This is a genomic window from Paracoccus haematequi (assembly GCF_900631945.1).
GTDB lineage: Bacteria > Pseudomonadota > Alphaproteobacteria > Rhodobacterales > Rhodobacteraceae > Paracoccus > Paracoccus haematequi_A.
Map to the genome: position 1 here is coordinate 26,509 of NZ_UZWE01000014.1, position 25,788 is coordinate 52,296.

At 68.3% G+C, this 25,788-nt stretch carries 24 protein-coding genes and 1 pseudogene; 13 read left to right on the forward strand and 12 right to left on the reverse strand.

Annotation, left to right across the window (positions count from 1 at the left end; translation table 11 throughout):
* Positions 1-28: 28 nt before the first annotated feature.
* A pseudogene (locus PARHAE_RS22040) lies at positions 29-589 on the reverse strand (LysR family transcriptional regulator); the annotation flags it as partial.
* On the opposite strand from PARHAE_RS22040, the gene PARHAE_RS00720 reads away from it, so the two are divergent.
* The gene (locus PARHAE_RS00720; RefSeq protein ID WP_126152689.1) at positions 579-2,255 is read left to right on the forward strand and encodes a Na/Pi cotransporter family protein; all 1,677 of its coding nucleotides are present in this window, start codon (positions 579-581) and stop codon (positions 2,253-2,255) included. The pseudogene PARHAE_RS22040 and the gene PARHAE_RS00720 overlap by 11 nt on opposite strands.
* Positions 2,256-2,421: 166 nt before the next feature.
* On the forward strand, positions 2,422-4,224 hold the full coding sequence (gene ggt, locus PARHAE_RS00725; RefSeq protein ID WP_126152690.1) for a gamma-glutamyltransferase: 1,803 nt from the start codon (positions 2,422-2,424) through the stop codon (positions 4,222-4,224).
* 55 nt (positions 4,225-4,279) lie between these two features.
* Here the strand turns inward: ggt and PARHAE_RS00730 are convergent, their stop codons facing one another.
* The gene (locus tag PARHAE_RS00730; protein ID WP_126152691.1) at positions 4,280-4,816 is read right to left on the reverse strand and encodes a PRC-barrel domain-containing protein; all 537 of its coding nucleotides are present in this window, start codon (positions 4,814-4,816) and stop codon (positions 4,280-4,282) included.
* A 211-nt stretch (positions 4,817-5,027) separates the two neighbouring features.
* Here PARHAE_RS00730 and PARHAE_RS00735 point away from each other — a divergent pair, with 211 nt between their 5' ends.
* The 3 genes from PARHAE_RS00735 to PARHAE_RS00745 are packed head-to-tail and all read left to right on the forward strand — an operon-like array spanning position 5,028 to position 7,168.
* Positions 5,028-6,383 (forward strand): hypothetical protein, encoded by a 1,356-nt coding sequence (locus tag PARHAE_RS00735; protein WP_126152692.1) that lies wholly within the window; start codon positions 5,028-5,030, stop codon positions 6,381-6,383.
* Entirely contained in the window at positions 6,355-6,873 is a 519-nt protein-coding gene (locus tag PARHAE_RS00740) for a DUF2249 domain-containing protein (RefSeq protein WP_126152693.1), read from the forward strand. Before PARHAE_RS00735 ends, PARHAE_RS00740 begins: the two co-directional genes overlap by 29 nt.
* Positions 6,874-6,886: 13 nt before the next feature.
* Positions 6,887-7,168 (forward strand): metal-sulfur cluster assembly factor, encoded by a 282-nt coding sequence (locus tag PARHAE_RS00745; RefSeq protein WP_126152694.1) that lies wholly within the window; start codon positions 6,887-6,889, stop codon positions 7,166-7,168.
* Positions 7,169-7,388: 220 nt separating this feature from the next.
* Here PARHAE_RS00745 and PARHAE_RS00750 read toward each other — a convergent pair whose 3' ends face one another.
* Positions 7,389-8,600 (reverse strand): NnrS family protein, encoded by a 1,212-nt coding sequence (locus PARHAE_RS00750; protein WP_126152695.1) that lies wholly within the window; start codon positions 8,598-8,600, stop codon positions 7,389-7,391.
* 197 nt (positions 8,601-8,797) lie between these two features.
* Here PARHAE_RS00750 and nirK point away from each other — a divergent pair, with 197 nt between their 5' ends.
* The 5 genes from nirK to PARHAE_RS00775 all read left to right on the forward strand — a co-directional run bounded on the left by nirK (position 8,798) and on the right by PARHAE_RS00775 (position 12,934).
* Positions 8,798-9,934 (forward strand): copper-containing nitrite reductase, encoded by a 1,137-nt coding sequence (gene nirK, locus PARHAE_RS00755; protein ID WP_126152696.1) that lies wholly within the window; start codon positions 8,798-8,800, stop codon positions 9,932-9,934.
* Positions 9,935-10,017: 83 nt separating this feature from the next.
* Complete coding sequence (locus tag PARHAE_RS00760; RefSeq protein WP_126152697.1) at positions 10,018-10,830, forward strand: SUMF1/EgtB/PvdO family nonheme iron enzyme; 813 nt, start codon at positions 10,018-10,020, stop codon at positions 10,828-10,830.
* 70 nt (positions 10,831-10,900) lie between these two features.
* On the forward strand, positions 10,901-11,608 hold the full coding sequence (locus PARHAE_RS00765; protein ID WP_241232616.1) for a Crp/Fnr family transcriptional regulator: 708 nt from the start codon (positions 10,901-10,903) through the stop codon (positions 11,606-11,608).
* Between the two features lie 102 nt (positions 11,609-11,710).
* The gene (locus PARHAE_RS00770) at positions 11,711-12,151 is read left to right on the forward strand and encodes a pseudoazurin (RefSeq protein ID WP_126152698.1); all 441 of its coding nucleotides are present in this window, start codon (positions 11,711-11,713) and stop codon (positions 12,149-12,151) included.
* A gap of 66 nt (positions 12,152-12,217) precedes the next feature.
* Positions 12,218-12,934: a Crp/Fnr family transcriptional regulator gene (locus tag PARHAE_RS00775; protein WP_126152699.1), complete on the forward strand. Its 717-nt coding sequence runs from the start codon at positions 12,218-12,220 to the stop codon at positions 12,932-12,934.
* Here PARHAE_RS00775 and PARHAE_RS00780 read toward each other — a convergent pair.
* Genes PARHAE_RS00780 through PARHAE_RS00805 form a run of 6 tightly spaced genes read right to left on the reverse strand, consistent with a single transcriptional unit; the run spans position 12,927 to position 18,314 of the window.
* A complete protein-coding gene (locus PARHAE_RS00780) occupies positions 12,927-13,172 on the reverse strand; it encodes a cytochrome C oxidase subunit IV family protein (protein ID WP_126152700.1) in 246 nt (81 codons plus the stop codon). The genes PARHAE_RS00775 and PARHAE_RS00780 overlap by 8 nt on opposite strands.
* Entirely contained in the window at positions 13,169-13,714 is a 546-nt protein-coding gene (locus PARHAE_RS00785) for a cytochrome c oxidase subunit 3 (protein ID WP_126152701.1), read from the reverse strand. The genes PARHAE_RS00780 and PARHAE_RS00785 overlap by 4 nt, the downstream gene beginning before the upstream one ends.
* Positions 13,714-15,636 (reverse strand): nitric oxide reductase activation protein NorD, encoded by a 1,923-nt coding sequence (locus PARHAE_RS00790; protein ID WP_126152702.1) that lies wholly within the window; start codon positions 15,634-15,636, stop codon positions 13,714-13,716. The genes PARHAE_RS00785 and PARHAE_RS00790 overlap by 1 nt, the downstream gene beginning before the upstream one ends.
* 4 nt (positions 15,637-15,640) lie before the next feature.
* Positions 15,641-16,444: a CbbQ/NirQ/NorQ/GpvN family protein gene (locus tag PARHAE_RS00795; RefSeq protein WP_126152703.1), complete on the reverse strand. Its 804-nt coding sequence runs from the start codon at positions 16,442-16,444 to the stop codon at positions 15,641-15,643.
* 4 nt (positions 16,445-16,448) lie between these two features.
* Positions 16,449-17,846 carry a cbb3-type cytochrome c oxidase subunit I gene (locus PARHAE_RS00800; protein ID WP_126152704.1) on the reverse strand — a complete coding sequence of 466 codons (1,398 nt, stop codon included), beginning with the start codon at positions 17,844-17,846 and terminating at the stop codon, positions 16,449-16,451.
* Positions 17,847-17,861: 15 nt separating this feature from the next.
* Positions 17,862-18,314, reverse strand: a complete 453-nt coding sequence (locus PARHAE_RS00805; RefSeq protein ID WP_126152705.1) for a c-type cytochrome — start codon at positions 18,312-18,314, stop codon at positions 17,862-17,864.
* 132 nt (positions 18,315-18,446) lie between these two features.
* Between PARHAE_RS00805 and PARHAE_RS00810 the strand changes: the two genes are divergently transcribed.
* Complete coding sequence (locus PARHAE_RS00810) at positions 18,447-18,671, forward strand: hypothetical protein (protein WP_126152706.1); 225 nt, start codon at positions 18,447-18,449, stop codon at positions 18,669-18,671.
* Between the two features lie 93 nt (positions 18,672-18,764).
* Here the strand turns inward: PARHAE_RS00810 and PARHAE_RS00815 are convergent, their stop codons facing one another.
* Together PARHAE_RS00815 and PARHAE_RS00820 are read right to left on the reverse strand one after the other, a co-directional pair.
* Positions 18,765-19,811, reverse strand: coding sequence for an NAD(P)-dependent alcohol dehydrogenase (locus PARHAE_RS00815; protein WP_126152707.1), 1,047 nt, complete (start codon positions 19,809-19,811; stop codon positions 18,765-18,767).
* Between the two features lie 41 nt (positions 19,812-19,852).
* On the reverse strand, positions 19,853-21,478 hold the full coding sequence (locus tag PARHAE_RS00820; protein ID WP_126152708.1) for an alpha-amylase family protein: 1,626 nt from the start codon (positions 21,476-21,478) through the stop codon (positions 19,853-19,855).
* Positions 21,479-21,597: 119 nt separating this feature from the next.
* Between PARHAE_RS00820 and PARHAE_RS00825 the strand changes: the two genes are divergently transcribed.
* Positions 21,598-22,548, forward strand: coding sequence for a TIGR03885 family FMN-dependent LLM class oxidoreductase (locus PARHAE_RS00825; protein WP_126152709.1), 951 nt, complete (start codon positions 21,598-21,600; stop codon positions 22,546-22,548).
* A 1-nt stretch (position 22,549) separates the two neighbouring features.
* Here the strand turns inward: PARHAE_RS00825 and PARHAE_RS00830 are convergent, their stop codons facing one another.
* Entirely contained in the window at positions 22,550-24,208 is a 1,659-nt protein-coding gene (locus PARHAE_RS00830; RefSeq protein ID WP_126152710.1) for an NAD+ synthase, read from the reverse strand.
* A 124-nt stretch (positions 24,209-24,332) separates the two neighbouring features.
* Between PARHAE_RS00830 and PARHAE_RS00835 the strand changes: the two genes are divergently transcribed.
* On the forward strand, positions 24,333-25,775 hold the full coding sequence (locus PARHAE_RS00835) for an MORN repeat-containing protein (protein ID WP_126152711.1): 1,443 nt from the start codon (positions 24,333-24,335) through the stop codon (positions 25,773-25,775).
* Positions 25,776-25,788: the final 13 nt, after the last annotated feature.

Here is a 25,788-nt window from a genome sequence, read left to right on the forward strand (position 1 = left end):
GCCGCCCGCGTCGCCGGGAGGCGACGATCTCCCGGACCGCCTCGCGCCCCCCGGCCTGGACGGCGGGTTGCAGATCCAGGCCCAAGGCGCGGGTCGCGACCTTTAGCTTGGCGCGGGTCTTGGAACCGCGTTCGCGCAGGACCAGCGGATGACCGGAACGCTGATCCGGCCGCAACTGCCCGGCGCCCGCCAGATCGTGCGTGTGCGCCACAAAGGCGATGATGGGTGACGAACCGAGAAGCTGGCAGTCGAAGCTCCTCAGGGTCGGGATCTGGCCCAGAGCGCTCAGGTCGGCTTCGCCTGCGCTGGTCGGCGTCACCTGCTTGCGCATCCGGTTGAACAACAGAACGTCGTATTCTTCTTCCCGCTTGCGGACCTGATCGGAAATGGCGGGCGGGGTCGGCAGCAATTCCTGGGCCGCGCGGGAAAAGCCCCAGGGATGGCGACGAACTGGAAGGCCCGCAACGGGACACAGCGCCTCGCAGCCTCGGGAAATTCTATGATACCATCGGAAGTAACGATTTGATTTGTAAAAGGCCGTGCGGCTTTCGTGAAGGTCCATACCCGGAGACCACGCCATGCATCCCATCCTGATCCTGATTCATCTGGCCGCCGCCGTCATGCTGTTGCTGTGGGCGGTCAGGATGGTGCGGACCGGGGTGGAACGTGCCTGGGGGCTGTCCCTGCGCCGCACCCTGCGACAGGCGAGGGGCGGATCGGCGGGGATCGCCATGGCCGGGATGATCCTGGCCGTCGTGCTGCAAAGCTCGACCGCGGTGGGGGTGCTGGCGGTGGGTTTTGCCGCATCGGGGATGCTGGGGGTGACGGCGGGCATCGCGGCGATGCTGGGGGCGGATCTGGGATCGGCCCTGGTCGTGAAGCTGCTGTCCTTCGACCTGTCCGACCTGATCCCGATCCTGCTGCTGGCCGGGACGACGATGTTCCTGAAGGTCGAGAACCGCCAGATCCGCCAGATCGGCCGCATCGTCCTTGGCATCGGCTTCATCCTGCTGTCGCTGGGCATGGTGGCCGAGGCGACCGAGCCGCTGCGCGACAGCGCGGTGCTGCCGCAGGTCGCGGCCTATCTGCGCGGCGATCCGCTGACGGCCTTTGCGCTGGCGGCGCTGCTGGCCTGGGGGCTGCATTCCTCGGTCGCGGCGCTGCTGCTGTTTGCCAGCTTCGCCTCGGGTGGGCTGCTGCCGGCCCAGGCGGCCGCGCCGATGGTTCTGGGTGCCAATCTGGGCGGCGCGCTGATCGCGGCCTGGCTGACGCGCGGGACGGCGCTGCCCGAACGCCGCATCCCGATGGGCAATCTGATCTTTCGCGGCACGGGCGCGGTCGCCGCGCTGATCCTGCTGCAAGTCGTGCCGCAGCCGTTGCAATACCTGGGCGGCGATGCCGGGGTGCAGCTTGTCAATTTCCACGTGCTGTTCAACGCCGCGCTGCTGATCGTGGCATTGCCCCTGGCGGGGACGATGGACCGGCTGACCGCGCGCCTGTGGCCCAAGCCCGATGGCGCCGAGGCGATGCCCGGCTATCGCAGTTCGCTGGACCCGTCCTCGCTGTCCCAGCCCCGGCTGGCGCTTGCCAGCGTGCAGCGCGAACTGCTGCGCATGGCCGAGGCGGTCGAGGCGATGCTGCGTCCGGTCGCCGACGTGCTGGAGGGCGGCGACGCCCGCCGGATCGCCCAGCTTCGCGCCATGGATGACGAGGTGAACCAGCGTCACACCGACATCAAGCTGTTCATTGCCCGGATCAATCGCGGCGACCTGACCGAGGACGAGGCGAAGCGCAGCCTGGAACTGGCCGCCATGGCCATCGACTTCGAGGCGATCGGTGATCTGATCGCCAAGAACCTGCTGGCCCAGGCGGACGAGAAGCTTCAGCGGCAGCTGCGGTTTTCGGCGGAAGGATGGGAGGAGCTGTCCCGGATGCACGCCCGTGTCCTGGCCAACATGCAGCTTGCCCTGCATGTGATGGTCAGCGGCGACCTGTCCGCCGCCCGCCAGCTTGTGGCCGAGAAATCGGTGCTGCGCCGTCTGGAACGGGAAAGCCACGACCGCCATCTGGCGCGGCTGCGCAGCGGCCAGGCCGAAAGCATGGAAACCAGCGACCTGCACCTGGAAGTGGTCAGATCCCTGAAGGAAATCAATTCTTTGTTGGTGAAGGTGGCCTATCCCATCCTGACCCGGAACGGCGATCTGCTGGAATCCCGGCTGACGCGCGAAGAAACATCGAAGAATCTTATGATCTGATCCCTGGGGCGGTGCGAGGCTTTGCCGTGGCAAACGATCAACGACCGCCGCCACGGCTGCCTTCCCGGACGCAGCGGTGGCCGGTGCGATGGCGTCGGCCATCCCACGGGTTGCGCCATGGCCCCCAAGCGCGCAGACTGGACCCGTCATGAAGGGGGAGACGGGGATGAAATATCCGGCACTTGCCATCGCGCTGCTTCTGGGCAGCGTTGCCATGGGACAGGCCCAGCAGGCGACCGATGCCGTCGCGCCCGAAGGCGCGACCGAGACGCCCGGCCGGGGCGACGCCTTCGGTCCCCTGACCGAGGCGGCGCGCGCGGCCCTGACCGCCAAGGCCGAGGGCAGGCCCGTCGCCGGGCAGGACTGGATGGTCAGCGCGGCCCATCCCCTGGCAGTCCAGGCAGGCGCCAGGATCCTGGCGGCCGGGGGCAGCGCGGCGGATGCGATGATTGCGGTGCAGGCGGTGCTGGGTCTGGTGGAACCGCAAAGCTCGGGCCTGGGGGGCGGGGCCTTCCTGGTCTGGTATGACGCCGCGACCGGCGAGCTGACGACGCTGGACGGGCGCGAGACCGCGCCCCTGGCCGCGACGCCCACGCTGTTTCTGGACGATGCCGGGCAGCCGATGGAGTTCATGGACGCCGTGGTCGGCGGCCGTTCGGTCGGCACCCCCGGCACCCCCGCCCTGCTGGAGGCCGCGCATCGCAGATGGGGCCGGGCGAATTGGGCGGGCCTGTTCGACGACGCCCTGCGGCTGGCCGAGGAAGGCTTCACCGTCTCGCCCCGCCTGGCCGATCTGGTCGCGGCCGAGGGTGACGCCCTGCAACCCGATCCGGCAACGGCGGCCTATTTCTTTCCCGGCGGAAAGCCGGTCGCGGCAGGGGCATTGCTGAAAAACCCGGCCTATGCCGACACGCTGCGCAGGTTGGCGGACCAGGGCGCCGACGGGTTCTATCGGGGCGAGGTCGCGGAAGGCATCGTTGCCGCCGTGCGGGGCGCGGACAATCCCGGCCTGCTGGCCCTGGGCGATCTTGCCGCCTATCGCGTGGTCGAACGCCCCGCCGTCTGCGTGGAATACCGCGCCCACGATGTCTGCGGCATGGGGCCGCCCTCGTCCGGGGGGCTGACCGTGGGGCAGATCCTGGGGATGCTGGGCGGTTACGATCTGGCGGCACTGGGGGCGGAAAACCCGGACAGCTGGCGGCTGATCGGCGACGCCTCGCGGCTGGCCTTTGCCGACCGGGGCCGCTTCATGGCCGACAGCGACCATGTGCCGATGCCGACCGAAGGGCTGATCGATCCCGCCTATCTGGCCGAACGGGCCAAGCTGCTGGCGGGCGACGACAGCCTGCCCGAGGTCGCGCCGGGCCAGCCCGGCTGGTCCCACGCGGCGCTGTGGGGGCAGGACGCGTCGCTGGAATTGCCCTCGACCACGCATATCTCGATCGTGGACGGGCAGGGCAATGCGCTGTCGATGACCACCACCATCGAGAACGGCTTCGGGTCGCGGGTGATGGCGCATGGCTTCCTGCTGAACAACGAACTGACCGATTTCAGCTTCGAGACCCATGACGCCGACGGCTGGCCCATCGCCAATGCGCTGGCGCCGGGCAAGCGGCCCCGGTCGTCCATGGCGCCGACCATCGTGCTGAAGGACGGCAAGCCCGCGATGGTGATCGGATCGCCGGGCGGCAGCCGCATCATCGGCTATGTCGCACGGGCGATCATCGCCCATCTGGACTGGGGCATGGACATCCAGAAGGCCGTGGCCGCGCCCAATCTGGTGAACCGCTTCGGTCCCATGGATGTCGAACCGGGGCTGCCCGCCGCCCTGGCCGACGGCCTGACCGCCTTGGGATTCGAGCTGAAGGAGACCGATCTGACCTCGGGCCTGCAAGGCATCGTGATCGGCCCCGAGGGGCTGTCGGGCGGCGCCGATCCCCGGCGCGAAGGCATTGCCCTGGGCGGCTGAGCATGAAAAAGGGCGCGCCTGACGCGCGCCCTTTCCGTCGTGGGAATGCCGCCGCTTATTCGTCAGCCCAGGCGAATTCCGGGGCGTTTTCCAAGGCCGCGCGGTTAGCGGTGAAGACGATGAAATATTCGTTTTCCGAATCGCCGTCGCGGATGGTGCGCAGGTCGTCCATGGACACCGCCACCGTCCGTTCGCCCAAGCCCAGGAAGCCGCCGATATCGACCAGCACGGCCTTGACCTGGCCGTCCTGGCTCAGCACCAGGTCGCTGATCTCGCCGATGTCGTTCCAGTTCTGGTCGACCTCGGTATAGGTCGCGCCCACGTCCACCTCGGTTTCCGAGCTGTAGAGGCGCTTGCCGATGAAGGTTTCGGCCGACATGTCGCCCGCCATGGCGGTATAGCCGAAGCCATCGTCCGCAGCCGCGGTGGTCGTCGCGTCCGCGGCAGGCGCGGTGGTCGCGGTATCCGCCGCGGGGGCGGTGGTCGTGGCGGCATCGGCGGCAGGGGCGGTGGTGGCGTCGGTCGCCGTCTGCGCCATCACGGGCAAGGCAAGCATGGCGGCAAGGGCGGTGGAAGCAAGCAGCTTGGTCATGGGCAATGGTCCTTCTTGTCTGCGTCTGTAAGGGTCCGGCCGGGCCGGCTGTCCAGTCAACAGCCGGGACGGGACAGGGTTCCCACACGATTTGGCAAACTGAATGTGAAGTGGGGCGGTGGGCCGCGAAACCGTGGCTTTCTTTGCGTTCGATCAACGACGCCCCGGCCCGGTCGGGGAATTCTGAACGTCAGGATTTTGGGGATCGGACATGCTGGGCAAGGCGCTTTCCAGATGGACATTGGCGTGGTTCGCCTCGGCGCTGGCATTTCTGCTGGCGGCCCTGGTGCTGGCTTGCCTGGGCCTTGCCGGACCCGGCCGCTGGTCGGGGGCAGGGGCCCTGGCCGCCGTGCATCTGTTCGCGCTTGGATGGCTGAGCCAGATGATGCTGGGTTCGCTGATCCAGTTCGTGCCGGTGCTGACCGCGCGCACGCTGATCCTGCCCCGGCTGGCGCTGCCCGCGCTGATCCTGTGCGGCCTGGGGACGTTGGAGCTGGCGGCGGGTTTTCTGGCGCTGGAGGGCTGGCCCACGGGCACGCTGCTGGCGGCGGGGCCGGTGCTGCTGGGGCTGGGCTTCGCGCTGGCCTTGGCGATGCTGGGCGGGACGCTGGTCGCCGCGCGGGCCTGGCGCACCCAGGACGGCGCGACGGTGCTGACGGCGCTGCTGGCGCTGCCGGTCCTGTGGGGAACCGGGACGGGCATGGCCTGGGCCTTCGAGGGCGCGGGCTGGGCCGCCGCGCTGCTGCCCGACGGGCTGGCGCCGCATATCCTGCTGGGCGGGGGCTTCTGGCTGACCCTGGCGGCGATGGGCGTCAGCTATCGGCTGTTTCCGATGTTCCTGATCGCCCCGGATGGGGGCAGCCGCCTGCGCCGCGCGGCGCTGATCGCGGCGGGGGTGGCGCTGGCGCTGCTGCTGGCCGCGCTTGGCACCCTGCTGGCGGGCGGCGATCCCTGGCCCCTGGCCTGGGGCTGCGCCGCCGTCTGCGCCCTGGCGACGGGCCTGTATCTGGCTGAAATCCGCCGCATCTGGCGCAGCCGCCGCGCCCCCCGCCCCGAGGTCAACATGCTGTGGAGCCGCGCCGCCCTGGGCTTCCTGGCCCTTGCCGCGCTGCTGGCGATTCCCGCGCTGACCCTGGGCGGTGCCTGGGCCGAGGCGGCCGTCTTTGCCGCCCTGGCCGGGTGGCTGTCCACGCTGACGCTGGCGCAGATGGTCAAGATCACCAGCTTCCTGACCTGGATCCAGGTCTTCGCGCCCCGGATCGGGCGCGCGCCGGTGCCGATGGTCCACGACCTGACCGATGCCCGGATGGCCGGGCGGTCCTTGGCGTTGTGGGTCGCGGGGGCCCTGGGGGGCACCCTGGCGCTGGCCGCGCAAAGCCCGGCGACCTTCGAGATCTCGGCCCTTGCGCTTTTGCTTGCGGCGCTGCTGCATGGGCACGAACTGATCGCCATCCGCCGCCTGCGCCACCTGCCCGGCCACCTGCGTCCCGACGCGCTGCCGCCGATGATCCTTCCCCCTTCCGACCGGAGTTTCGACTATGACAACCCCCGCCCCGCATCGGCTTGATGTCCGCCCCTCGCTTGCGCAGGGCCAGGATCCCTTTTCCCAGATCATGCAGGCCGTGGACGGCTTGCAGCCGGGTCAGCCGCTGCTTCTGATCGCGCCGTTCCGCCCGGTGCCCCTGTTCAACGTGATGGCCAATCGCGGCTTTTCGGCCAGCGACCGGCAATTGCCCGATGGCGGCTGGCAGGTGGAATTCACCCCCATCGCGGGCGAGGCGGTCGAGGAGGGGCTGGCCCCCGGATCCGCGCCCGGCGCCGCGCTGTGGCCCGACCCGGCCCGCACACTGGATCTGTCGGGGCTGATGCCGCCCGAGCCGATGGTCCGCATCCTGGAAACCGTCGACCGCATGGCGCCGGGCGAGGTGCTGTTCGCCACGCTGGACCGCGAGCCGATGTTTCTGTTCCCCGAACTGGCGATGCGCCATCACGAATGGGCGGGCAATTTCGCGGCCGACGGGGCGACCTATCGTCTGCTGGTGCGACGCGGGAACTGAGGGGGAAACGGCCATGGCCGACTTGCAGGACAGGGTCCGCGACAGGCTGCGGACCGTGCTGGACCCGGAAACCGGCCGCGATCTGCTGGCCATGGGCATGATCTATGGCATCCAGGCGGACGACCGCGGCCATGTCGGGATTCAGATGACGACCACCACGCGCGGCTGCCCGCTGGCGGATTTCCTGCGCCTGGGCGTGGAAACCGCGCTGCAATCGCTGGAGGGCGTGGCCTCGGTCGATGTGCGTCTGGTCTGGGAACCGGCCTGGACGCCGGACCGGATGGCGCCGCTCTGATCGAAAAGTTCCGACGGGGCCGGTTCCCGGCAGGATACTCGGCCTGGCACGGGCGGGATCGGGAAACGCACTGCGTTTCCCCGCCCTTCGCGCCGCATCGCGATCAAAGACGGCGCAGCCCCAAACCACGGAAGGCCCGGCGGTTCAGGTAGGGAGGTCGCGACGTGGCGAAGGCGATGGCCTTCGCCAATCAAGGACTATCCTTCTTTCCGTCACGGCGCTACGCCCCCGCCTGCGCCCCGGCGGGCTGGCGGCGGCGCAGGATCAGCATCGCGCCATGCTCGGCCACGAACAGCCCGAAAGCCCCCATCCACAGGATGCCCGCGGCCTCCATCAGGCGGGGTGATCCGGCCAGATCCGCCAGGGGCCGGGCCAGGGCCGCGGCGAACAGGAACAGATAGGACAGCGTGGTCAGCCGCGACGCGGCAAGCGCCCGTCCGATATGGCCGCGCGTGGCCCGCGTCATGACCGCCAGCATCATCGCCCCGATCACGCCCACCGTCAGCACATGCAGCGCCGAGACCGGCTGCACGACCCCCGCGACCGATGCCGCGACCGCCAGGAAACCCAGCGGCACGAAGCCATAGGACAGGTGCAGCACCCACAGCAGCGGTTCCGACCTGATCGCCCAGCCGCGCCAGCGGGCCAGCCGGGCGGCGTTCAGCAGCGCCGCCGCCGCGCAGGCCAGGGCGGCAGCGCGTGATTCAGGAGCCAGGGTCCAGGCGGCAAGCGCCAGGGCCGACAGAGCGATCACCCCCATGTCGAAGCGGTTATAGGGAACCGGCATCGCCGCCGCGCCCTGCCGGTTCAGCCAGTTGCGAGTGAAGCTGGGAATGATGCGCCCGCCGATGATCAGCACCAGCACGACATAGCCCGCCACCGCCGCCCGCAGCCACAGGCCCGGATCGCCGCCCAGCAGCACCGCGCCGTGAAAGCCCAGGTTGCCCGCCATGACCGCCGTCACTCCGGCCAGCACCTTGAGGTCGTTCCACTTGCGCCCTGCGACGATTTCCCGCGCCGCGATGGCCAGCAGCAGGGGCAGGAAGGCGGCGTCGATCGCGGCGGCCGCCCACGGCCCGGTCAGCGCGGCGGACGCCATCGCCGCCCGGCCCGCCGCCCAGACCGAAAACAGGCCGATCAGCGCCGGACCCGAGACCGGCAGGCTGCCGGTCCAGTTGGGGATCGCCGTCAGCAGGAACCCGGCCAGCACCGCCGGGGCGAAGCCGAACACCATCTCGTGCGCGTGCCACAGCGCCGGGCCGTAATCGCCGCCCAGCGGCAGGCCGTGGATCAGCGCGGCGATCCACAGCGCCATGGCGGCCACCGCCCACAGCGCGCCGCCCAGGAAGAACGGCCGGAAGCCATAGGACCACAGCGCGGCGCCGTCGGCGCGCAGGCCGCGGGGGATTCGGGGACGTTTCTCATCAGACATGGCGCGTTCCTTTCGTAATCGTCACCCTGACCGATAGGCCGGAAAAACGCCCGCTCTTTGCGTTGCCGCAAGCATCGGGGCGAAAGGCCCGCACTTGGTTGATCCAGCACAACGTTTGCCGCGACGCGGCGTGGCATTGTTCCCTCAACCGGAATGAACCGGGTCCGATCCTGTCACCGAGTATGAAGGAACAAGCCATGACCAACCTGTCCGTCAGTCGCCGCACGATCCTTGCAGGCGCAGCCATCGCGGGCGCGCTGAGCCAGGTCCGCGTCGCCTCCGCCGAAACCGCCGAGGCCGCCAAGGTGCTGACCCCGGCCGCCGCCACCGACGTGGACAGCCTGCCGCGCGTCAAGGTGGATCTGGTCGATCCGCCCTTCGTCCACGCCCATGAACAGGTCGCGACCGGCGGTCCCAAGGTCGTCGAATTCGAGATGACCATCGTCGAGAAGAAGATCACGCTGGACGACAGCGGCGCGGAATACTGGGCCTCGACCTTCAACGGCACCGTGCCGGGACCGCTGATGGTGGTCCACGAGGGCGATTATGTGGAACTGACCCTGATCAACCCCGACACCAACGAACTGATGCACAACATCGACTTCCACAGCTCGACCGGGGCGCTTGGCGGCGGCGGCCTGACCCAGGTGAACCCCGGCGAACGCTGCGTGCTGCGCTGGAAGGCCACGAAACCGGGCGTCTTCGTGTATCACTGCGCCCCTCCGGGCATGGTGGCCTGGCACGTCGTGTCCGGCATGAACGGCGCCGTCATGGTGCTGCCGCGCGACGGGCTGAAGGACCGCAACGGCAAGCTGGTCAGCTATGACAAGATCTATTACGTCGGCGAACAGGATTTCTATGTCCCGCGCGACGAGGCCGGCAACTGGAAGACCTATGACAGCCCCGGCGAAAGTTACGAGGATGTGGTGGCTGTCATGAAGACCCTGACGCCGACGCATGTGGTCTTCAACGGCGCGGTGGGTGCGCTGACCGGCGACAACGCCATGAAGTCCAAGGTCGGCGAGACGGTGGCCTTCGTCCACAGCCAGGCCAACCGCGACACCCGGCCCCACCTGATCGGCGGGCACGGCAACTATGTCTGGGCGACCGGCAAGTTCAACAACCCGCCCGAGGAAGGCCTGGAAACCTGGTTCATTCCCGGCGGCACGGCGGGGCTGATGATCTATACCTTCGAACAGCCGGGCGTCTATGCCTATGTGAACCACAACCTGATCGAGGCTTTCGAGCTTGGCGCCGCCGCCCATGTGATCGTCGAGGGCGAGTGGAACGATGACCTGATGAAGCAGGTCGTGGCCCCCGCCGCCGCCGTCTGATCCGGCCGTGATCCCCGCCGTCCCCGCGCCTTCCCGCGCGGGGACGGCCCATCCCCTTTCCCCAAAATCCCGGAGCGAAGGACATGCACGCCACCGTTGTTCTGCTGGCCGGGGCCGTCGCCGGCGCGCTTGGCCTGTCGCTGTGGCCACTGGATCATCGCCCCGCGCCCGACCTGCCCCGCATGGTGCGGCTGGATCCCCAGCCCTTCGAACACCGCCTGGACGGCGACTGGCGCCAGGCGGGCCGGTCCTCGGATGCGCCGGTGCAGATGACCCGGATCCCCGCCCCCGTCGAGATCATGGAAACCGCCGTCAGCACCGGCCAATGGCTGGATTGCGTGGCGGCGGGCGCCTGCCTTGCGCCGGGCGGCCCGGTCGACCGCCCCGACCTGCCGGTGACGGGGGTCAGCTGGCTGGACGCGGTGGCCTATGCCGAATGGCTGTCTGCCGAAACCGGGCAGGTCTGGCGCCTGCCCGCCGATGTCGAATGGGCCTATGCCGCAGCCGAAATGTTTCGCGACGACGCCCTGGGCGTGCGCAGCGATCCCGACAACCCTGCGGTCCGCTGGCTGGCGGAATATGCCGCCGATGCGGCCCGCAGCCGCGAACTGGACCGCGAAATCCGGCCGGTGGGCAGCCTGAACGTCAACTCGAAAGGCATCCGCGACATCGGCGGCGCGGTCTGGGAATGGACCTCGACCTGTTTGCGCCGGGTCGACCAGGACGCCTCGGGCGCGATCCTGCGCCAGGACGACATCTGCGGCATCTACATCGTCGAGGGGCTGCACCGCGCCGCGGTCGCCGATTTCGTGCGCGATCCCAAATCCGGCGGCTGCTCGGTGGGGGTGCCCCCCGCCAACCTGGGTTTCCGCCTGGTCCGAGAGGTCGCCGACTGACCGAACGTCCCCGGCCCTCCGAAGGCTTTGCGTCCCCCTTCGTTTTGCGGCACTAACAAAGGAACCCAAGGTGAAGGCGCAAGACGTGGCAATCGACGTATCCCAGGTGCGCAACCTGCCCCTGTTCCGGCAAATGGAACCGGCGGCCCTGGCGCGCCTGATGGCGCGCGCCACGCCGCGCCGGGTGGCGCAGGGGGGGCTGGTCTTCGAACAGGGGGCCGAGGCGGTCGCGTTCTATCTGCTGCTGCACGGGCGGCTGAAGGTGACGCAGGTGACGCCCGACGGCCAGCAGGTGATGGTCCGCGTGGTCCATCCGGGCGACCTGTTCGGCTTTGCGCGCGCCCTGGCCCGGCCCGACTATCCCGGCACCGCGCGCGCCGCCGTCGAATCCATCGTGGTGGGCTGGCCGATGGCCGACTGGGACGCGGTGGTGGAAAACAACCCCCGTCTGGCGATCAACGCCATGCAGACCATCGGCCAGCGCCTGGACGAGGCCCATACCCGCCTGCGCGAGATGTCCACCCAAGAGGTCGAGCGCCGCGTGGCCCATGCCGTCCTGCGGCTGGCCGAAAAGGCGGGCCGGATCGAAGCGGCGGGCACCCGCATCGACTTTCCCATCACCCGCCAGGACATCGCGGAAATGACCGGCACCACGCTGCATACCGTCTCGCGACTCTTGTCGTCGTGGGAAAGCCAGGGCCTGGTCGAGGGCGGGCGCCAGAAGCTGACCGTGGTGGATGCCGAGGGCCTGGCCCGCATCGCCGACCCCGAGGATTAAACGGCCCCTTGTTTGCGTTTTCGCAAAGTGCAGGGGGGTGCGGGGGCCTAGATCCCTGATCAACGGACCGTTTCCCGGTCCGCGACTTCAGGAGAAAGACCCATGAAACGCGCCCTCTTCCTTGCCCCCGCCTTGGCCCTGACCTTCGCCCTGTCCGGCGCAGCCTTCGCCGCCGAGCACGAAGTCCACATGATGAACAAGGGCGAGGCCGGGATGATGGTGTTCGAACCCGCCTTCGTGAAGGCCCAACCCGGCGACGTGATCCACTTCATCCCCACCGACAAGAGCCACAACGTCGAGGCGATCAAGGAGATCCTGCCCGCAGGGGTCGAGCCGTTCAAAAGCAAGATCAACGAGGAATATTCGCTGACCGTGACCGAACCCGGCCTTTACGGCGTGAAATGCACGCCGCATTTCGCGATGGGCATGGTGGGGCTGATCCAGGTGGGCGACGCACCCGCGAACCTGGATGCCGCCAAGACCGCGAAGATGTCGAAAAAGGCGCGCGAGCGCATGGACGCCGAGATCGCCCAGGTCCAGTAACCCCCACCACCCGGCGGGGCGGCCCAGGGCTGCCCCGCCTTGCTCTTTTTCGGAAAAGGCCAGTCCATGAGCATGAAACTGTCTGCCGCCCACCGCCAGATCGCCTGCCAGTCGCGGCTGTTCTCGACCCTGCCGGTCGAACTGCGCGAGGGGCTGCTGGATGCGGCCCATATCGTGCATCTGCGGCGTGGCCAGGTGCTGTTCCAGCATGGCGACAGCGCCGCCGCCATCCATATCGTCGCCGAAGGCTGGATGAAGCTGTACCGGATCGCCCCCAACGGCGCCGAGGCGGTGGTGGGCGTGATGACCCGCGGCCAGAGCTTCGGAGAACCGATCGCGCTGCGCCAGGCGGCCTATCCCGTGTCGGCCGAGGCGGTGACGGCCTGCGACCTGATCGCGGTTCCCGCGCAGGTCTTCCTGACCCTGCTGAAGACCCATCCCGAGGCGGCGATTTCCATCCTGTCGGCGACCTTCATGCATCTGCAAGGTCTGGTCGAACAGATCGAGCAGTTGAAGGCCCGGTCCGGGGCGCAGCGGGTGGCGGAATTCCTGCTGGAACTGTGCCCCGAGGGCGCGGAAAGCGCGACCGTCGTGCTGCCCTATGACAAGGCGCTGATCGCCGGGCGGCTGGGCATGAAACCCGAAAGCCTGTCGCGCGCCTTCGCCCGGCTGCGCGAACTGGGCGTGCGCGTGAACCAGTCGAGCGCGGCGATCTCCTCGGTCTCGCGGTTGCAGGATCTGGCGCTTGCCGATGCCTTTGGGGCGATCAGCCGGGTCATGTGAAGGCCAGCGCGGCCAGTCCCCAGATCGCCGCCATCCACAGCGCCAGCGGCACCGTCAGCGCCGGCAGCCAGCCGGGCGCGGCGCGCAGGTGCAGGAATCCGCCCAGGATGGCGCGGGCCTTGAACCAGGCGACCGCCAGCAGCCCGGCCATCGCCGCCAGTCCCGGCAGCGGCGCCAGGGCGACGGTCGCCGCCGTCAGCGCGATCAGGATCAGCCAGGTGCGGGTCGGCGCGCTCATGATGCGGGGCCGATCAGATAGATCGGCGGCAGGATCATCACCCAGACCAGATCGACCATGTGCCAGAACATCGCGCCCGCCTGCACGCCGTCCGGCCGGGCGCGGATCGCGACCAGCCCCAGCACGGCGACGCCCGCGATCACATGGGCGGCGTGAAAGCCGGTCAGAAGGAAATAGAAGGTGAAGAAGGGATGGCTGTCCATCCCGGCACCAGCAGCCAGGTCGCGCGAATATTCCAGCGCCTTGATCGCCAGGAACACCACCCCGCCCAGGGCGGCGGGCAGCAGCGCCAGCCGCGCCGCCTGCCTGTTGCCCCTGGCGGCCGCCCGTTCGGCGCGGGCCGCGAACAGGCCCGAGGTGACCAGCACCACCGTGTTCAGGGCCGCCATCCGCCCGTCCAGCATCCCGCGCGCGGCGGCGAAGCCGGACGGATCGGTCAGTTGCATCGCCATCATCGCCGTGATTCCCGCCGCGAAGACCAGCAGTTCCGACGCGATCAGGATCCACATGATCAGCTCGCCGGGAAGGTCGTCGATGTCCATCACATCACCAGTTGGCGATAGATGTCCGGCAGCGCGGTCGTCAGCCGGTCGGGATCGCGGATGACCGAGAACCCGCCCTGTCCGAAGATGCGCGGGAACCAGCTTTGCGCGTCGCGGTCGATGGTGATGCCGAAGACCGCGTGCCCGGCCCGGCGCGCCTCTCGCACGGCCATGGCGCTGTCCTCGATGCCGTGGCGGCCCTCGTAATGGTCCAGGTCGTTGGGCTTGCCGTCGGTGATGACGATCATCAGCCGCCGCGACCGGCCTTCGGCGGCCAGCCCCGCCGAGGCGTGGCGGATTGCCGTGCCCAGCCGGGTATAGAAGCCGGGGCGCAGGGCGTGGATGCGCGCCTCGACGGTCCGGCCCATCGGTTCGGCGAAGGCCTTGCAATCGTGGATCCAGACCCGGTCGCGCTTCAACGAGGAAAAGCCCTGGATCGCGAATCGGTCGCCGCAGGCGTCCAGCCCCCAGGCCAGCGCGGTCAGGGCCTCGCGCGCGATGTCGATGACCGGGCGGCCGGTGACGGCGCTTTCCGTCGACCGCGATACGTCCAGCAGGATCGACACCGCCAGATCGCGGTTTTCGGGGCGGGACTGCTGCCAGATCCGGTCGCTGCCGCGGCCCGTGGCGCGCAGGTCGGTGACCGACCGCAGCGCGGCGTCCAGATCCAGGTCATCGCCGTCGGGCTGGGCGTGGCGGATCAGCCTGGCCGGGCGCAGGGCCTGGAACTGGCGCTTGACGGCCTCGATCCGGCGGCGGGCGGCGGGGTCGGTCACGCCCGCCCAATCGGGCGCGGGTTCGACCGGCGCGGCCAGCACGCGGCAATGATCGGGCATCCAGACGCCGCCGCGCGCGTCCCATTCGGGATAGGTGAAGCGGCCGGCGACGCGTTCGCGGTCCACATCCTCGGGCGCCAGATCCAGATGCAGCTTCAGCTTGGTCGCCGGGGCCTTGCTGATCTGGCCCAGCACGATTTCCTCGTGATCGTTCGCGGCCTTTTTCGCGTTGTCCAGATCGTCGTCCTCGACCCGGCGGTTGATGTTCAGCATCTCGGCCCAGGTCAGCATCGCCTCGAATTTATACAGGATGATGCTGTCCTTGCGCTCGGCCTGGTCGGCCTTGAGCCGTCGGGTCTTGCGGGCGGTGCCGTCGCCCGATTCCTCGGGGGTGCCGTCGGTGGGCGCGGTCGCGACCTCGTCGGCGACGCCTCGGCCCAACCCGCGCAGGTCGGGCCACATCGGCACCGGCAGGACGGGGCGATAGCCGCGCGGCGCGGCCCAAGGGGCGGGCGGCCGGGCGTAGTCCCGCAGCAGCGCGGGCTGGGGCGGTGTCGGATCGCCCAGCAGGTGACGCACCAGCCCCTCGACGGCGGCCTCGGTCCCGCGCAGGGCGGGACGCTGGCGCAGCGCCAGATGGGCGGCGCACAGCCGCTGCCACGTCCTGCGCAGGCCGGGCGCGGCCTCCAGCGTGGCGCGGGTCATCGCGACCCCCGCCGCCATCGCGGCCAGATCGGCCCGCAGCGGGTCGGGTTCGGCGGCAAAGGCGAGCGCATGGGCAGAGGCGGCGGCCAGCCACAGATAAAGCGCTTCGTTGTCGGCCCGGTCGGGAAAGACGCCCAGTTCGACGGGCAGGCGCAGCGCCTCTCCGTCGAAGCTGGCGCGGGCGACATGTTCGGCGTCGAAGGCCAGCTTGCGGCGCCAGGAAATGCGGTGACGGCTGGATTGCAGCGCCACCGGCTTCAATTCGACATCGGCATCGCCCCCCAGGCCGCGGAACAGCACGGCGATCCGGCCGCGCATCTCGTCGAAGCGCACGGCGGCGTCGGGGAAATACTGCGGCGGATCCATGCGCGAGGCCAGCAGGTGCCACAGCTTGCCGACCGTTTCCTCGGGTTCCCAGGGGGCAATTTCCAGATGGGCCATCGTCTTATCCCAGCACCGCGACGACCAGATCCTGCAAGCCCTTGCGGATGTCGGCATCGTCGGTCAGCGGCTCGATCATGGCGGCGCGGATGGCGCGGTCCATGTCCATGCCGCCCGCGATCAGCGTCGCCGCATAGACGACCAGTCGCGTGGACACGCCCTCCTCCAGATCCTGGCCCTTCAGCCCGCGCAGCTTGTTCGCCAGCCGCACCAGCAGCGACACGCGATCCCGGTCCAGGCCGCTTTCGCGCGCCACCACGGGGATTTCGTGTTCGGGCCGGGGGAAGGTGAATTCCAGCGACAGGAAGCGCTGCCGGGTGGAGGGCTTCAGCGTCTTCATGATGTTCTGGTAGCCGGGGTTGTAGCTGGCGACCAGCATGAAGCCCGGCGCGGCGTGCAGTTCCTCGCCCGTGCGGTCGATAGGCAGGATGCGGCGGTCGTCGGTCAGCGGGTGCAGGACCACGGCCACGTCCTTGCGGGCCTCGACCACCTCGTCCAGATAGCAGATCGCGCCTTCGCGCACGGCGCGGGTCAGGGGGCCGTCCACCCAGACGGTCTCGCCCCCCTTCAGCAGATAGCGCCCGATCAGGTCGGCGGCCGACAGGTCGTCGTGGCAGGCGACCGTATAAAGCGGCCGCCCCAGCCGCGCCGCCATATGCGCGACGAAGCGGGTCTTGCCGCAGCCTGTGGGGCCCTTCAGCAGCAGGGGCAGGTCTTTGGCATGGGCGGCGGCAAAGATGTCGCATTCGTCGCCCTGGGGCAGGTAGAAGGGGGCGTCGGCCCCCTTCAGATCGAAAGTTCCGTCCATGGTTTCACTCCGCAGCGATGTGGTCGGGGTTGTGGGCCAGGCGGTCGCGCTCCACCGGGCCGGGGCGCACCACCTCGCGGCGCGGCATCAGCAGCGAATAGATCAGCAGATAGGAACCGATGACCACAGCCGCCCCGGCGCCCAGGCGCATCCAGTAGAACAGGACGATCTGGTCCTGAACCTCCATGTAGTACTGGCCCAGGACGCGTTGCAGATGGGTTTGCAGCGTGCCCGCGAAGGTCAGCACGAAGGTCATGAACAGCATCCCGCCCGACATCAGCCAGAAGGCCGCCATGTTCAGCACCTGGTTATAGGGATCGCGCCGTTTCAGGATCGGCAGCGCATAGGTGAACAGCGCGAGGTTCAGGCAGACATAGGCGCCATAGAAGGCCAGGTGCCCGTGCGCCGCCGTGACCTGCGTGCCGTGGGTGTAATAGTTCACCCCGTGCAGCGTGTGCAGGAAGCCCCAGACGCCCGCCCCGAAGAAGGCCAGCACTGAACAGCCCAAGCTCCACAGCAGCGCGGCCTTGTTGGGGTGGTCGCGCCGGCCCTTCCAGACCATGACGAAGGCGAATGCCATCATCGCGAAGAACGGCACCACCTCGAAGCTGGAGAAGATCGAGCCGATCCACTGCCAATAGGAGGGCAGGCCGATCCAGTAATAATGGTGCCCGGTCCCCAGGATGCCGGAAAACAGCGCGGTGGCGACGATGACATACAGCCATTTTTCCACCACCTCGCGGTCCACGCCGGTCAGCTTCAGCATCAGGAAGCCCAGGATCGACGCCATGATCAGTTCCCACACGCCCTCGACCCACAGGTGGACGACGTTCCACCAGTATTGCTTGTCAAGCGCCAGGTTCGACGGGTTGTAGAACGAGAACAGGAACAGCAGCGCCAGCCCCCACAGGCCGATCAGCAGGATCGAGCTGATGACCGTCTTGCGCCCCTTCAGGACCGTCATGGTGACGTTCCACAGGAAGATCAGCGCGGCGACGACGATGCCGACCTTGACCCAGATCGGCTGTTCCAGGAACTCGCGCCCCTGTCGGCCCAGCAGGAAGTTGCCCTCGAACAGGTTGAAGAAATAGGTGACGACCACGCCCGCCGTGCCCAGCACCAGGATGGCCAGCTGAAGATAGGCGGCCTTCACCGAATGGATTTCCCGCTCGGCCTCCTCGGGGATCAGGAAATAGGCGGCGCCGAAGAACCCGGTCAGCAGCCACACGATCAGCGAGTTGGTGTGCAGCATCCGGCCGATGCTGAAGGGCAGGGTTTCCGACAGGAAGTTCGGGTTGACGTAGATATAGCCGATCACCAGGCCCATCGTCACCTGGACGGCGAACAGGATCAGGGCGACGTAGATATACGCCAGGGCGACTCTTTGCGATTGATATTTCATGATGTTCACTCCTGCTCAACCGGCGTCGTTGGGCGGCCAGTTCTGGGTGTTGATCTTGCTGGTCCACAGCAGGAAATCGGACAGGCCGCGAATATCCTCGTCCGAGAGGTTGAACTGCGGCATCTGGCGGCGCCCCTCGACGCCCGAGGGCTGGGCTTCCATCCAGCCTTTCAGCGTTTCGAAGGCGGCCTCGGGATCGTCCTGGACGCCCCAGCGGGCCATGACATTGCCGACCTCGGGCGCGAAATAGGCGCCCTCGCCCAGGATCGAATGGCAGTTCACGCAGGCCTTGGCTTCCCAGACATGCTTGCCGTGGGCGACGCTCTCGGTCAGCGTTTCCTTGTCGGTCGAGACGTTGACGATGTACCAGTGGCCATGGACGAACAGGCCGATGAAGATAAGGATAAAGAACAGCGACCCGCCGTAAAAGATATTCCGGGCCATGCTCTTTGTCAGGACTTCGCGCATGGCGAGGATCTCCCGATAGTGTTGCGATGGGTGCACCATCGTCGCTCGGGGCGGGGCGATCCTTGTCCAAAGTCAAAGAAGCCGCATTAAATTCGTGCAGGATGAAGACAGGGTGTCGAAAGGGAAACGACCATGGACGATCGCTGGCCGGTCTGGAAACTCGCGCTGTTGCTCTATGTCTTCGCGGCGGGGGCGGTGGCGATCAACCTGTTCATGCTGGGGCTGCTGGGCCAGGCCGTGGGCCTGCCCGCGCTGTCGCCCGAGACGTCGGTTCTGGCCGCGATCCCGCTGGGGATCCCTGCCGCCTGGGCTTCGGGGATGTGGGCGCGCCGCCTGATGGACCAGGCGACGTCCTGAGGCGCCGGGCTGGTCACTCGGCACCTGCGGCTTTCGCGGCATCCCCTCCGATGACGCCTTCGACCTTTGGTGCGCGCGCCCGGCGGGGCGGCATCAGGCCATGGTGGCGATGTCCATGACGAAGCGGTACTTCACGTCGCCCTTCAGCATCCGTTCATAGGCCTGTTCGATCTGGTCGGCGCGGATCATCTCGATCTCGGCCACGATGCCGTGGGCGGCGCAGAAATCCAGCATCTCCTGCGTCTCGGGGATGCCGCCGATCATCGACCCGGCCAGGCTGCGGCGGCGCATGATCAGGTTGAAGACGTTGGGCGAGGGGTGCGGCACAGCGGGCGCGCCGACCAGCGTCATGGTGCCGTCGCGCTTCAGCAGCGCCAGGAAGGCGTCCAGGTCGTGGGGCGCGGCGACGGTGTTCAGGATCAGGTCGAAGCTTTGCGCATGGGCCGCCATCTCCTCGGCATTCCGCGATACCACCGCCTCATCGGCGCCAAGCGCCTTGGCATCCGCGACCTTCTCGGGCGAGGTGGTGAAGGCCACCACATGCGCGCCCATCGCATGGGCCAGCTTGATGCCCATATGGCCCAGCCCGCCAATGCCGACGACGCCCACCTTCTTGCCCGGTCCCGCGCCCCAGTGGCGCAGCGGCGAATAGGTCGTGATCCCCGCGCAGAGCAGCGGAGCCACGGCGGCCAACTGGTCCTCGGGATGGGTAATCTTCAGGACATAGCGTTCATGGACGACGATGGCCTGGGAATAGCCGCCCAGCGTATGGCCCGGCGCGTCGGAGGTGGGGCCGTTATAGGTGCCGACCATGCCGTCGCAGTAATTCTCCAGCCCCGCGGCGCAGTCGGGGCAGTCCCGGCAGCTGTCGACGATGCAGCCGACGCCCACCAGGTCGCCCGGTTTGTATGCGGTGACATGGGCGCCGACCTCGGTCACGCGGCCCACGATCTCGTGGCCCGGCACGCAAGGGTACAGCGTCCCCGCCCATTCGCTGCGCACCTGATGCAGGTCCGAATGGCAGATGCCGCAGAAGGCGATCTCGATGCGCAGGTCATGCGGGCCGGGAACGCGGCGGGCGATTTGCAGCGGACCAAGGGGCTGGTCGGCGGCATGGGTTCCGACGGCGCGGATGGTCATGGGATGTCCTTTCATGTCCTGCGGGCCAAGGCGACACTGCCTCAATGCGGCCATTTCGACCAGCGGGAATCATATCCGGGCAGGGTGATCCTCAGGCGGCCGTCCTGAGTGTCCAAAGCCTCGCCCAGAAGGGCGACGGCCTGGCCCCGGCATGTCGCGCCCAGGTCCAGATCCAGCCGCGCGGGCTTGTCGGACAGGTTGTGCAGGATCACCAGGTCATGGTCGGCGCCGCCATAGCGCAGCGCGACCACGCCGTCCGGCGCATCGCCGATGGGGCGGCATTCGCGCCGCCCGATCGCGGGGTGTTCCAGCCGGATCGCCGCCAGCCGCGCGACATGGTTCAACAGCGATCCGTCGTCCTGCCACTGGTCGTCGGCATTCACCCCGTCCGGGCCGAAGGCGCCGGTCACGACGGGCTGCGTCAGCCGCGACTTGGCGGCGGTGGAAAAGCCGCCGTTGCGGCCTTTTGACCATTGCATCGGGCTGCGCACGGCGTTGCGCCCCGGCTGGGACAGATCCTCGCCCATGCCGATCTCATCGCCATAGCAGATCAGCGGCGCGCCCGGCATCGCGAACAGCAGGCTGAGCGACATCCGCAGCCGGGGACCGTCGCCGCCCAGCATCGGCGCCAGCCTGCGGCGCAGCCCGCGTCCGAAGATGCGCATGTCCTTGTCGGGGCCAAGGGCGGCGACGGTTTCGTCATAGGCGCCGGGATCCAGCCGCTCCAGGTCGGCCTCGTCCAGGTTGCGCAGGAAATTGGCCCAGACGCCGTTGTCGGGCGGCGGCGGCAGGCGGGCCAGCCCGTCCAGCAGCGGCCGGGCGCGACCCACGGCCAGGGCGTGCAGCAGGTGGTTGTTCAGCGAAAAGTTCAGCATCGCGTTCATCTGCCGGCCGTCGAAGAATTCGGGCAGTACCGATTCGTCCTCGTCCACCTCGGACATGATCAGGGCGTCGGGGATGCGGGCGGTGACATGGCGGAAGATGTCGCGCAGCACCCGGTGTTCGCGGTCCTTGCCGCCTTGGGGATCCAGCGGCTTTTCGATCATGTGGGCCGCGGCGTCGATGCGGAAGCCGGCGATGCCGAAGCTCATCCAGAAGTCGATGATGCGTTCCAGTTCGGTCCAGACGGCGGGGTTTTCGTGGTTCAGGCTGGGCTGGAAGTGATAGAAGCGGTGATAGTAATATTGCTGCGCCACGGGGTCATGGGTCCAGGTCGAATCCTCCTGCCCCGGAAACATCGGCCCGCGTCCGGGGGCGGGCCGGGGCGGATGGTCGGTCCAGACATAATAGTCCCGAAAGGGCGACCTGGCGTCGTGGCGGGCCGACAGGAACCAGGGATGCCGGTCCGAGGTATGCTGCGCCACCAGATCCAGGATGACGCGGATCCCTCGGGCGCCGGCCTGGACCACGAAGTCCAGGAAGTCGTCGAAGCTGCCGTAGCGCGGATCGACCTGAAGGTAATCGGTGATGTCATAGCCGTTGTCGCGGTTCGTGGACGGGAAGAACGGCAGCAGCCAGACGCAGGTCACGCCCAGCCGGGTCAGGTGGTCCAGCTTGCCGGTCAGCCCGGCGAAATCGCCCACCCCGTCGCCGTCGCTGTCGCAGAAGCGTTCCACGTCGATGCCATAGATGACGGCGTTCTTCCACCATTCGTCCGCCTCGCTCATGTCCGCATCCCCGCTGGCTGATGTCACAGCGCAAGTCGCAATGCCGGGGGATTGTTCCCAAAGGGAACTTTCGGCCCTGCGCCCGGCTTCCCGCAGGGCAGGGATGACAAGGGCGACCCATGACGCATATCGGATACCACGCCTCGCATGAGCAATACGACCCCCGGACCCTGCGCGACCTGGCGATCCGAGCCGAGGCGGCGGGCTTTGCCGCGATCAAGTGTTCCGACCACCTTCAGCCATGGAGCGAACGGCAAGGCCATTCCGGCCATGCCTGGGCCTGGCTGGGCGCGGCGATGGCCGGGACGACGGTGCCCTTCGGCAATATCGCCGCGCCGGGATACCGCTATCACCCGGCGGTGATGGCCCAGGCGGCGGCGACGCTGGCGCAGATGTTTCCGGGACGCTTCTGGCTGGCCATCGGCACCGGAGAGGCGCTGAACGAAGGTGTGACCGGCGCGGCCTGGCCGGACAAGCCCGAACGCAACGCCCGGCTGCGGGAATGCTTCGACGTGATGCACGCCCTGCTGCGCGGCCGGACCGTCACCCATCGCGGCCGCGTCACCGTGGTCGAGGCGCGGCTGTGGTCGCTGCCCGATACGCCGCCGCCGCTGTTCGGGGCCGCGGCGACGCCCGAGACGGCGCGTTTTCTGGGCGGCTGGGCCGAAGGGCTGCTGACCCTGGGCGGCGATCCGGTCCAGGTCGCCCGCGTGATCGACGCCTTCCGCGAGGGCGGCGGCGCGGGCAAGCCAGTCCACATCCAGCACGCGATCTCGTGGGCCGACACGCAGGATCAGGCCATGGCCAACGCCTTGGACCAATGGGCGCCCGTGGCGATCGGCGGAGAAATCAACTGGGACATCCGCCGCCCGTCGGATTTCGACCTGCTGGGCCAGTTCGTCGGTCCCGACCGGATCGGGCGGGCGGTGCGCGTCTCGGCCGATCCGGGGCTGCACCGGGCCGACCTGGCGGCGCTGGCCGATCTGGGCGCGGACACGATCTTCGTCCACAATGTCGGGCGCAACCAGGAGGCCTTCATCGACATGGCAGGCCGAGACCTGCTCGGTTAGCCTACAGCTTGTCGCGCCAGCGGTTCACCAGCGGATAGCGGCGGTCCAGCCAGAACGCCTTGGTCGAGATGCGCGGGCCGGGCGCGGCCTGATAGCGTTTCCATTCGCTGCCATACAGCAGGCGTTCGACCTTTCGCACCGTCTCGGCGTCGAAGCCCTGACCCACCAGGTCGGCCAGCGACAGATCCCGTTCGACCAGCCCGTCCAGGATCGCGTCCAGAACCTCGTAGGGGGGCAGGGAATCCTGGTCCACCTGGTCGGGGCGCAGCTCGGCCGACGGGGGCTTGCTGATGATCTGCGGCGGGATCACTTCGCCCGCCGGTCCCATCATCCAGTCGCGGTGATTGGCGTTGCGCCAGCGGCAGGTTTCGAACACGCGGGTCTTGTACAGATCCTTGATCGGGTTATAGCCGCCGGCCATGTCGCCATAGATCGTGGCATAGCCCACGCCCACCTCGGACTTGTTGCCGGTGGTCAGCAGCATGCCCCCGAACTTGTTGGAAATCGCCATCAGCATCACGCCGCGCAGGCGGGACTGGATGTTTTCCTCGGTGATGTCGGGTTCGGTGCCTTCCATCAGATGCGCCAGGGCGGCCCCCACCGCGTCGCGCGCGCCGTCGATGCGCACCGTGTCCAGCCGCGCGCCCAGCCGCGCCGCGCAATCGGCGGCATCGTCCAGGCTGGCCTGGGACGTGTATTCGCTGGGCAGCATCACGCAATGCACGTTCTGCGGCCCGACGGCATCCGCCGCGATGGTCGCCACAAGCGCGGAATCCACCCCGCCCGACAGGCCCAGCACGACCTTCGAGAACCCGGACTTGCGCAGGTATTCGCGCAGGCCCAGCATCATCGCCTGGTAATCCTGTTCCCATTCGTCGGGCTGGGGCGCCATCTCGCCCGGCTCGGCCCGCCAGCCGTCGCCGGTCAGGGTAAAGTCGACATGCGCCAGCGTTTCGACAAAGGGCGGCAGTTGCACGACCTTGTGCCCGCCGGGGTTCAGAACGAAGCTGGCGCCGTCGTAAAGCTGGTCGTCCTGGCCGCCGACCATGTTGACATAGACCAGCGGCAGCCCGGTTTCCACGACGCGCCCGACCATGTGGCCCATCCGCAGATCCAGCTTGTTGCGGTGATAGGGAGAGCCGTTCGGCACCACCAGGATCTCGGCCCCGGTTTCGGCCAAAGTCTCGGCCACGTCGGGCGCCCAGCCGTCCTCGCAGATGGGCGATCCGATCCGCGCGCCCGCGACGGCATAGGGACCGCTGATCGGGCCGCTGTCGAACAGCCGCAATTCGTCGAACAGCTGCTTGTGGGGCAGGCGGTGCTTCAGGACGCGGGCCACCAGCTCGCCGTCCTTGAAGACCCAATAGGCGTTGTACAGCTTGTCGCGGTCGGCCCAGGGCCCGCCGATGCCGATGGCCGGGCCGCCGGTGCAGGCGGCACCCAGGGCGCGGATCGCATCCTCGGCCTGGCGGGTGAATGCGGGCTTCAGCACCAGATCCTGGGTCTGATAGCCGGTGATGAACATCTCGGGCAGGGCCAGCATGTCGGCGCCCGCGTCGCGCGCGGCCTGCCACGCGTCGCGCGCCTTGGCGGCATTGCCGTCCAGATCGCCCACGGTGGCATTCAACTGACCGATGGTCAGACGGAAACGGTTCGTCATGATGCAGCCCCTGGTCCTTCTTCCATTCGTGATAGGCGATGGCGCGCACAAGGAAAAGTCGGGCTTTGCGCATGCGGTTCCGCTGCGCTAGACCATGGGACAAAAGACAAAGGGCATTGTGGCGATGAAGGCGGCAAGTTGGGCGGCTGTTGTAGCGCTGTTGGCGGGGACCGTGGCGGCGGACGCGCAGGTCGTGACCAAGCAATACGACGACGGCGGCGTCTATGAGGGCACCTTCCGCAACGGCCGCCAGCACGGCCAGGGCAGCTATACCCTGCCGAACGGCTATCGCTATGAAGGCGACTGGGTGGAAGGCGAGATCCTGGGCCAGGGCCGCGCCACATTCCCCAACGGGTCGGTCTATGAAGGCCAGTTCGCCGAAGGCAAGCCCAACGGCAGCGGCACCATCACCTATGCCGACGGCGGCACCTACAAGGGCGACTGGGTTGCCGGAGAGATCACCGGCAAGGGCGAGGCGCGCTATGCCAACGGGTCGGTCTATGTGGGCGATTTCGTCAAGGGGCTGCACCAGGGCAAGGGCGTGCTGACCCAGCCGAACGGCTATCGTTACGAAGGCGACTGGAACGCCGGGGTCAAGGAAGGCCAGGGCAGGATCACCTATCCCGACGGCGCGGTCTACGAGGGCGGGATGCTGGCCGGGCAGCGGGCGGGCAAGGGCAGGCTGACGATGGCGGACGGCCTCGTCTATGACGGCATCTGGTCGGCGGGGCAGATGTCGGGCACGGGCATTCTGGTCCAGGGATCGGGCGACCGCTACGAAGGCCAGATGCTGAACGGCCGCCGCGAGGGCCGGGGGGTCGCCACCTATGCCAACGGCGATGTCTATGACGGCGAATTCAAGTCCGACCGGCGACACGGCCAGGGCACCTTCACCGGGACCGACGGCTATGTCTATACCGGCCAATGGGTCGACGGCCGGATGGAGGGGCAGGGTCAGATCACCTATCCCGACGGGTCGGTCTATCGCGGCCAGATGAAGGCCGACCGCCCCGACGGCACCGGCAAGATCACCTATCCCGACGGCGCCACCTATGAGGGGCAATGGGCCGCCGGCGTGATCCAGGGCGAGGGCAAGGCCACCTATGCCAACGGCATGGTCTATGAGGGCGGCTTCCGTAACGCCCGCAATCACGGGCAGGGCCGGATGACCTATCCCGACGGCTATGTCTATACCGGCGCCTGGGCCGACGGTCAGCGCCATGGCGAAGGCCAGGCCACCTATGCCGACGGCACCGTCTATACCGGCAGCTTCGTCAACGGCCTGCGCGAAGGCCAGGGCAAGCTGACCACGCCGGACGGCTTTTCCTATGAAGGCGGCTGGAAAGCCGGAGAGATCGACGGCACCGGGGTCGCCACCTATGCCAGCGGCGACCGCTATGAGGGGAATTTCGTCGCGGGCAAGCGCCAGGGGCAGGGCGTGATGCGGTATGCCAGCGGCGAGGTGGCATCCGGCGAATGGGACCAGAACCGCCTGGTCGAAAGCGGCCCCGCCCCCGAGGGCCAAGCCGACGCGCCCCCGATGCCCACCGAGGCGCCGAACCCCTGAGAAAGCGCGTTCC

Excerpts from the sequence above, each read along its gene's own strand:
- PARHAE_RS00720 (WP_126152689.1), top strand. The coding sequence starts at position 579 with ATGCATCCCATCCTGATCCTGATTCATCTGGCCGCCGCCGTCATGCTG.
- ggt (WP_126152690.1), top strand. The coding sequence starts at position 2,422 with ATGAAATATCCGGCACTTGCCATCGCGCTGCTTCTGGGCAGCGTTGCC.
- PARHAE_RS00730 (WP_126152691.1), bottom strand. The coding sequence starts at position 4,816 with ATGACCAAGCTGCTTGCTTCCACCGCCCTTGCCGCCATGCTTGCCTTG.
- PARHAE_RS00735 (WP_126152692.1), top strand. The coding sequence starts at position 5,028 with ATGCTGGGCAAGGCGCTTTCCAGATGGACATTGGCGTGGTTCGCCTCG.
- PARHAE_RS00740 (WP_126152693.1), top strand. The coding sequence starts at position 6,355 with ATGACAACCCCCGCCCCGCATCGGCTTGATGTCCGCCCCTCGCTTGCG.
- PARHAE_RS00745 (WP_126152694.1), top strand. The coding sequence starts at position 6,887 with ATGGCCGACTTGCAGGACAGGGTCCGCGACAGGCTGCGGACCGTGCTG.
- PARHAE_RS00750 (WP_126152695.1), bottom strand. The coding sequence starts at position 8,600 with ATGTCTGATGAGAAACGTCCCCGAATCCCCCGCGGCCTGCGCGCCGAC.
- nirK (WP_126152696.1), top strand. The coding sequence starts at position 8,798 with ATGACCAACCTGTCCGTCAGTCGCCGCACGATCCTTGCAGGCGCAGCC.
- PARHAE_RS00760 (WP_126152697.1), top strand. The coding sequence starts at position 10,018 with ATGCACGCCACCGTTGTTCTGCTGGCCGGGGCCGTCGCCGGCGCGCTT.
- PARHAE_RS00770 (WP_126152698.1), top strand. The coding sequence starts at position 11,711 with ATGAAACGCGCCCTCTTCCTTGCCCCCGCCTTGGCCCTGACCTTCGCC.
- PARHAE_RS00775 (WP_126152699.1), top strand. The coding sequence starts at position 12,218 with ATGAGCATGAAACTGTCTGCCGCCCACCGCCAGATCGCCTGCCAGTCG.
- PARHAE_RS00780 (WP_126152700.1), bottom strand. The coding sequence starts at position 13,172 with ATGAGCGCGCCGACCCGCACCTGGCTGATCCTGATCGCGCTGACGGCG.
- PARHAE_RS00785 (WP_126152701.1), bottom strand. The coding sequence starts at position 13,714 with ATGGACATCGACGACCTTCCCGGCGAGCTGATCATGTGGATCCTGATC.
- PARHAE_RS00790 (WP_126152702.1), bottom strand. The coding sequence starts at position 15,636 with ATGGCCCATCTGGAAATTGCCCCCTGGGAACCCGAGGAAACGGTCGGC.
- PARHAE_RS00795 (WP_126152703.1), bottom strand. The coding sequence starts at position 16,444 with ATGGACGGAACTTTCGATCTGAAGGGGGCCGACGCCCCCTTCTACCTG.
- PARHAE_RS00800 (WP_126152704.1), bottom strand. The coding sequence starts at position 17,846 with ATGAAATATCAATCGCAAAGAGTCGCCCTGGCGTATATCTACGTCGCC.
- PARHAE_RS00805 (WP_126152705.1), bottom strand. The coding sequence starts at position 18,314 with ATGCGCGAAGTCCTGACAAAGAGCATGGCCCGGAATATCTTTTACGGC.
- PARHAE_RS00810 (WP_126152706.1), top strand. The coding sequence starts at position 18,447 with ATGGACGATCGCTGGCCGGTCTGGAAACTCGCGCTGTTGCTCTATGTC.
- PARHAE_RS00815 (WP_126152707.1), bottom strand. The coding sequence starts at position 19,811 with ATGACCATCCGCGCCGTCGGAACCCATGCCGCCGACCAGCCCCTTGGT.
- PARHAE_RS00820 (WP_126152708.1), bottom strand. The coding sequence starts at position 21,478 with ATGAGCGAGGCGGACGAATGGTGGAAGAACGCCGTCATCTATGGCATC.
- PARHAE_RS00825 (WP_126152709.1), top strand. The coding sequence starts at position 21,598 with ATGACGCATATCGGATACCACGCCTCGCATGAGCAATACGACCCCCGG.
- PARHAE_RS00830 (WP_126152710.1), bottom strand. The coding sequence starts at position 24,208 with ATGACGAACCGTTTCCGTCTGACCATCGGTCAGTTGAATGCCACCGTG.
- PARHAE_RS00835 (WP_126152711.1), top strand. The coding sequence starts at position 24,333 with ATGAAGGCGGCAAGTTGGGCGGCTGTTGTAGCGCTGTTGGCGGGGACC.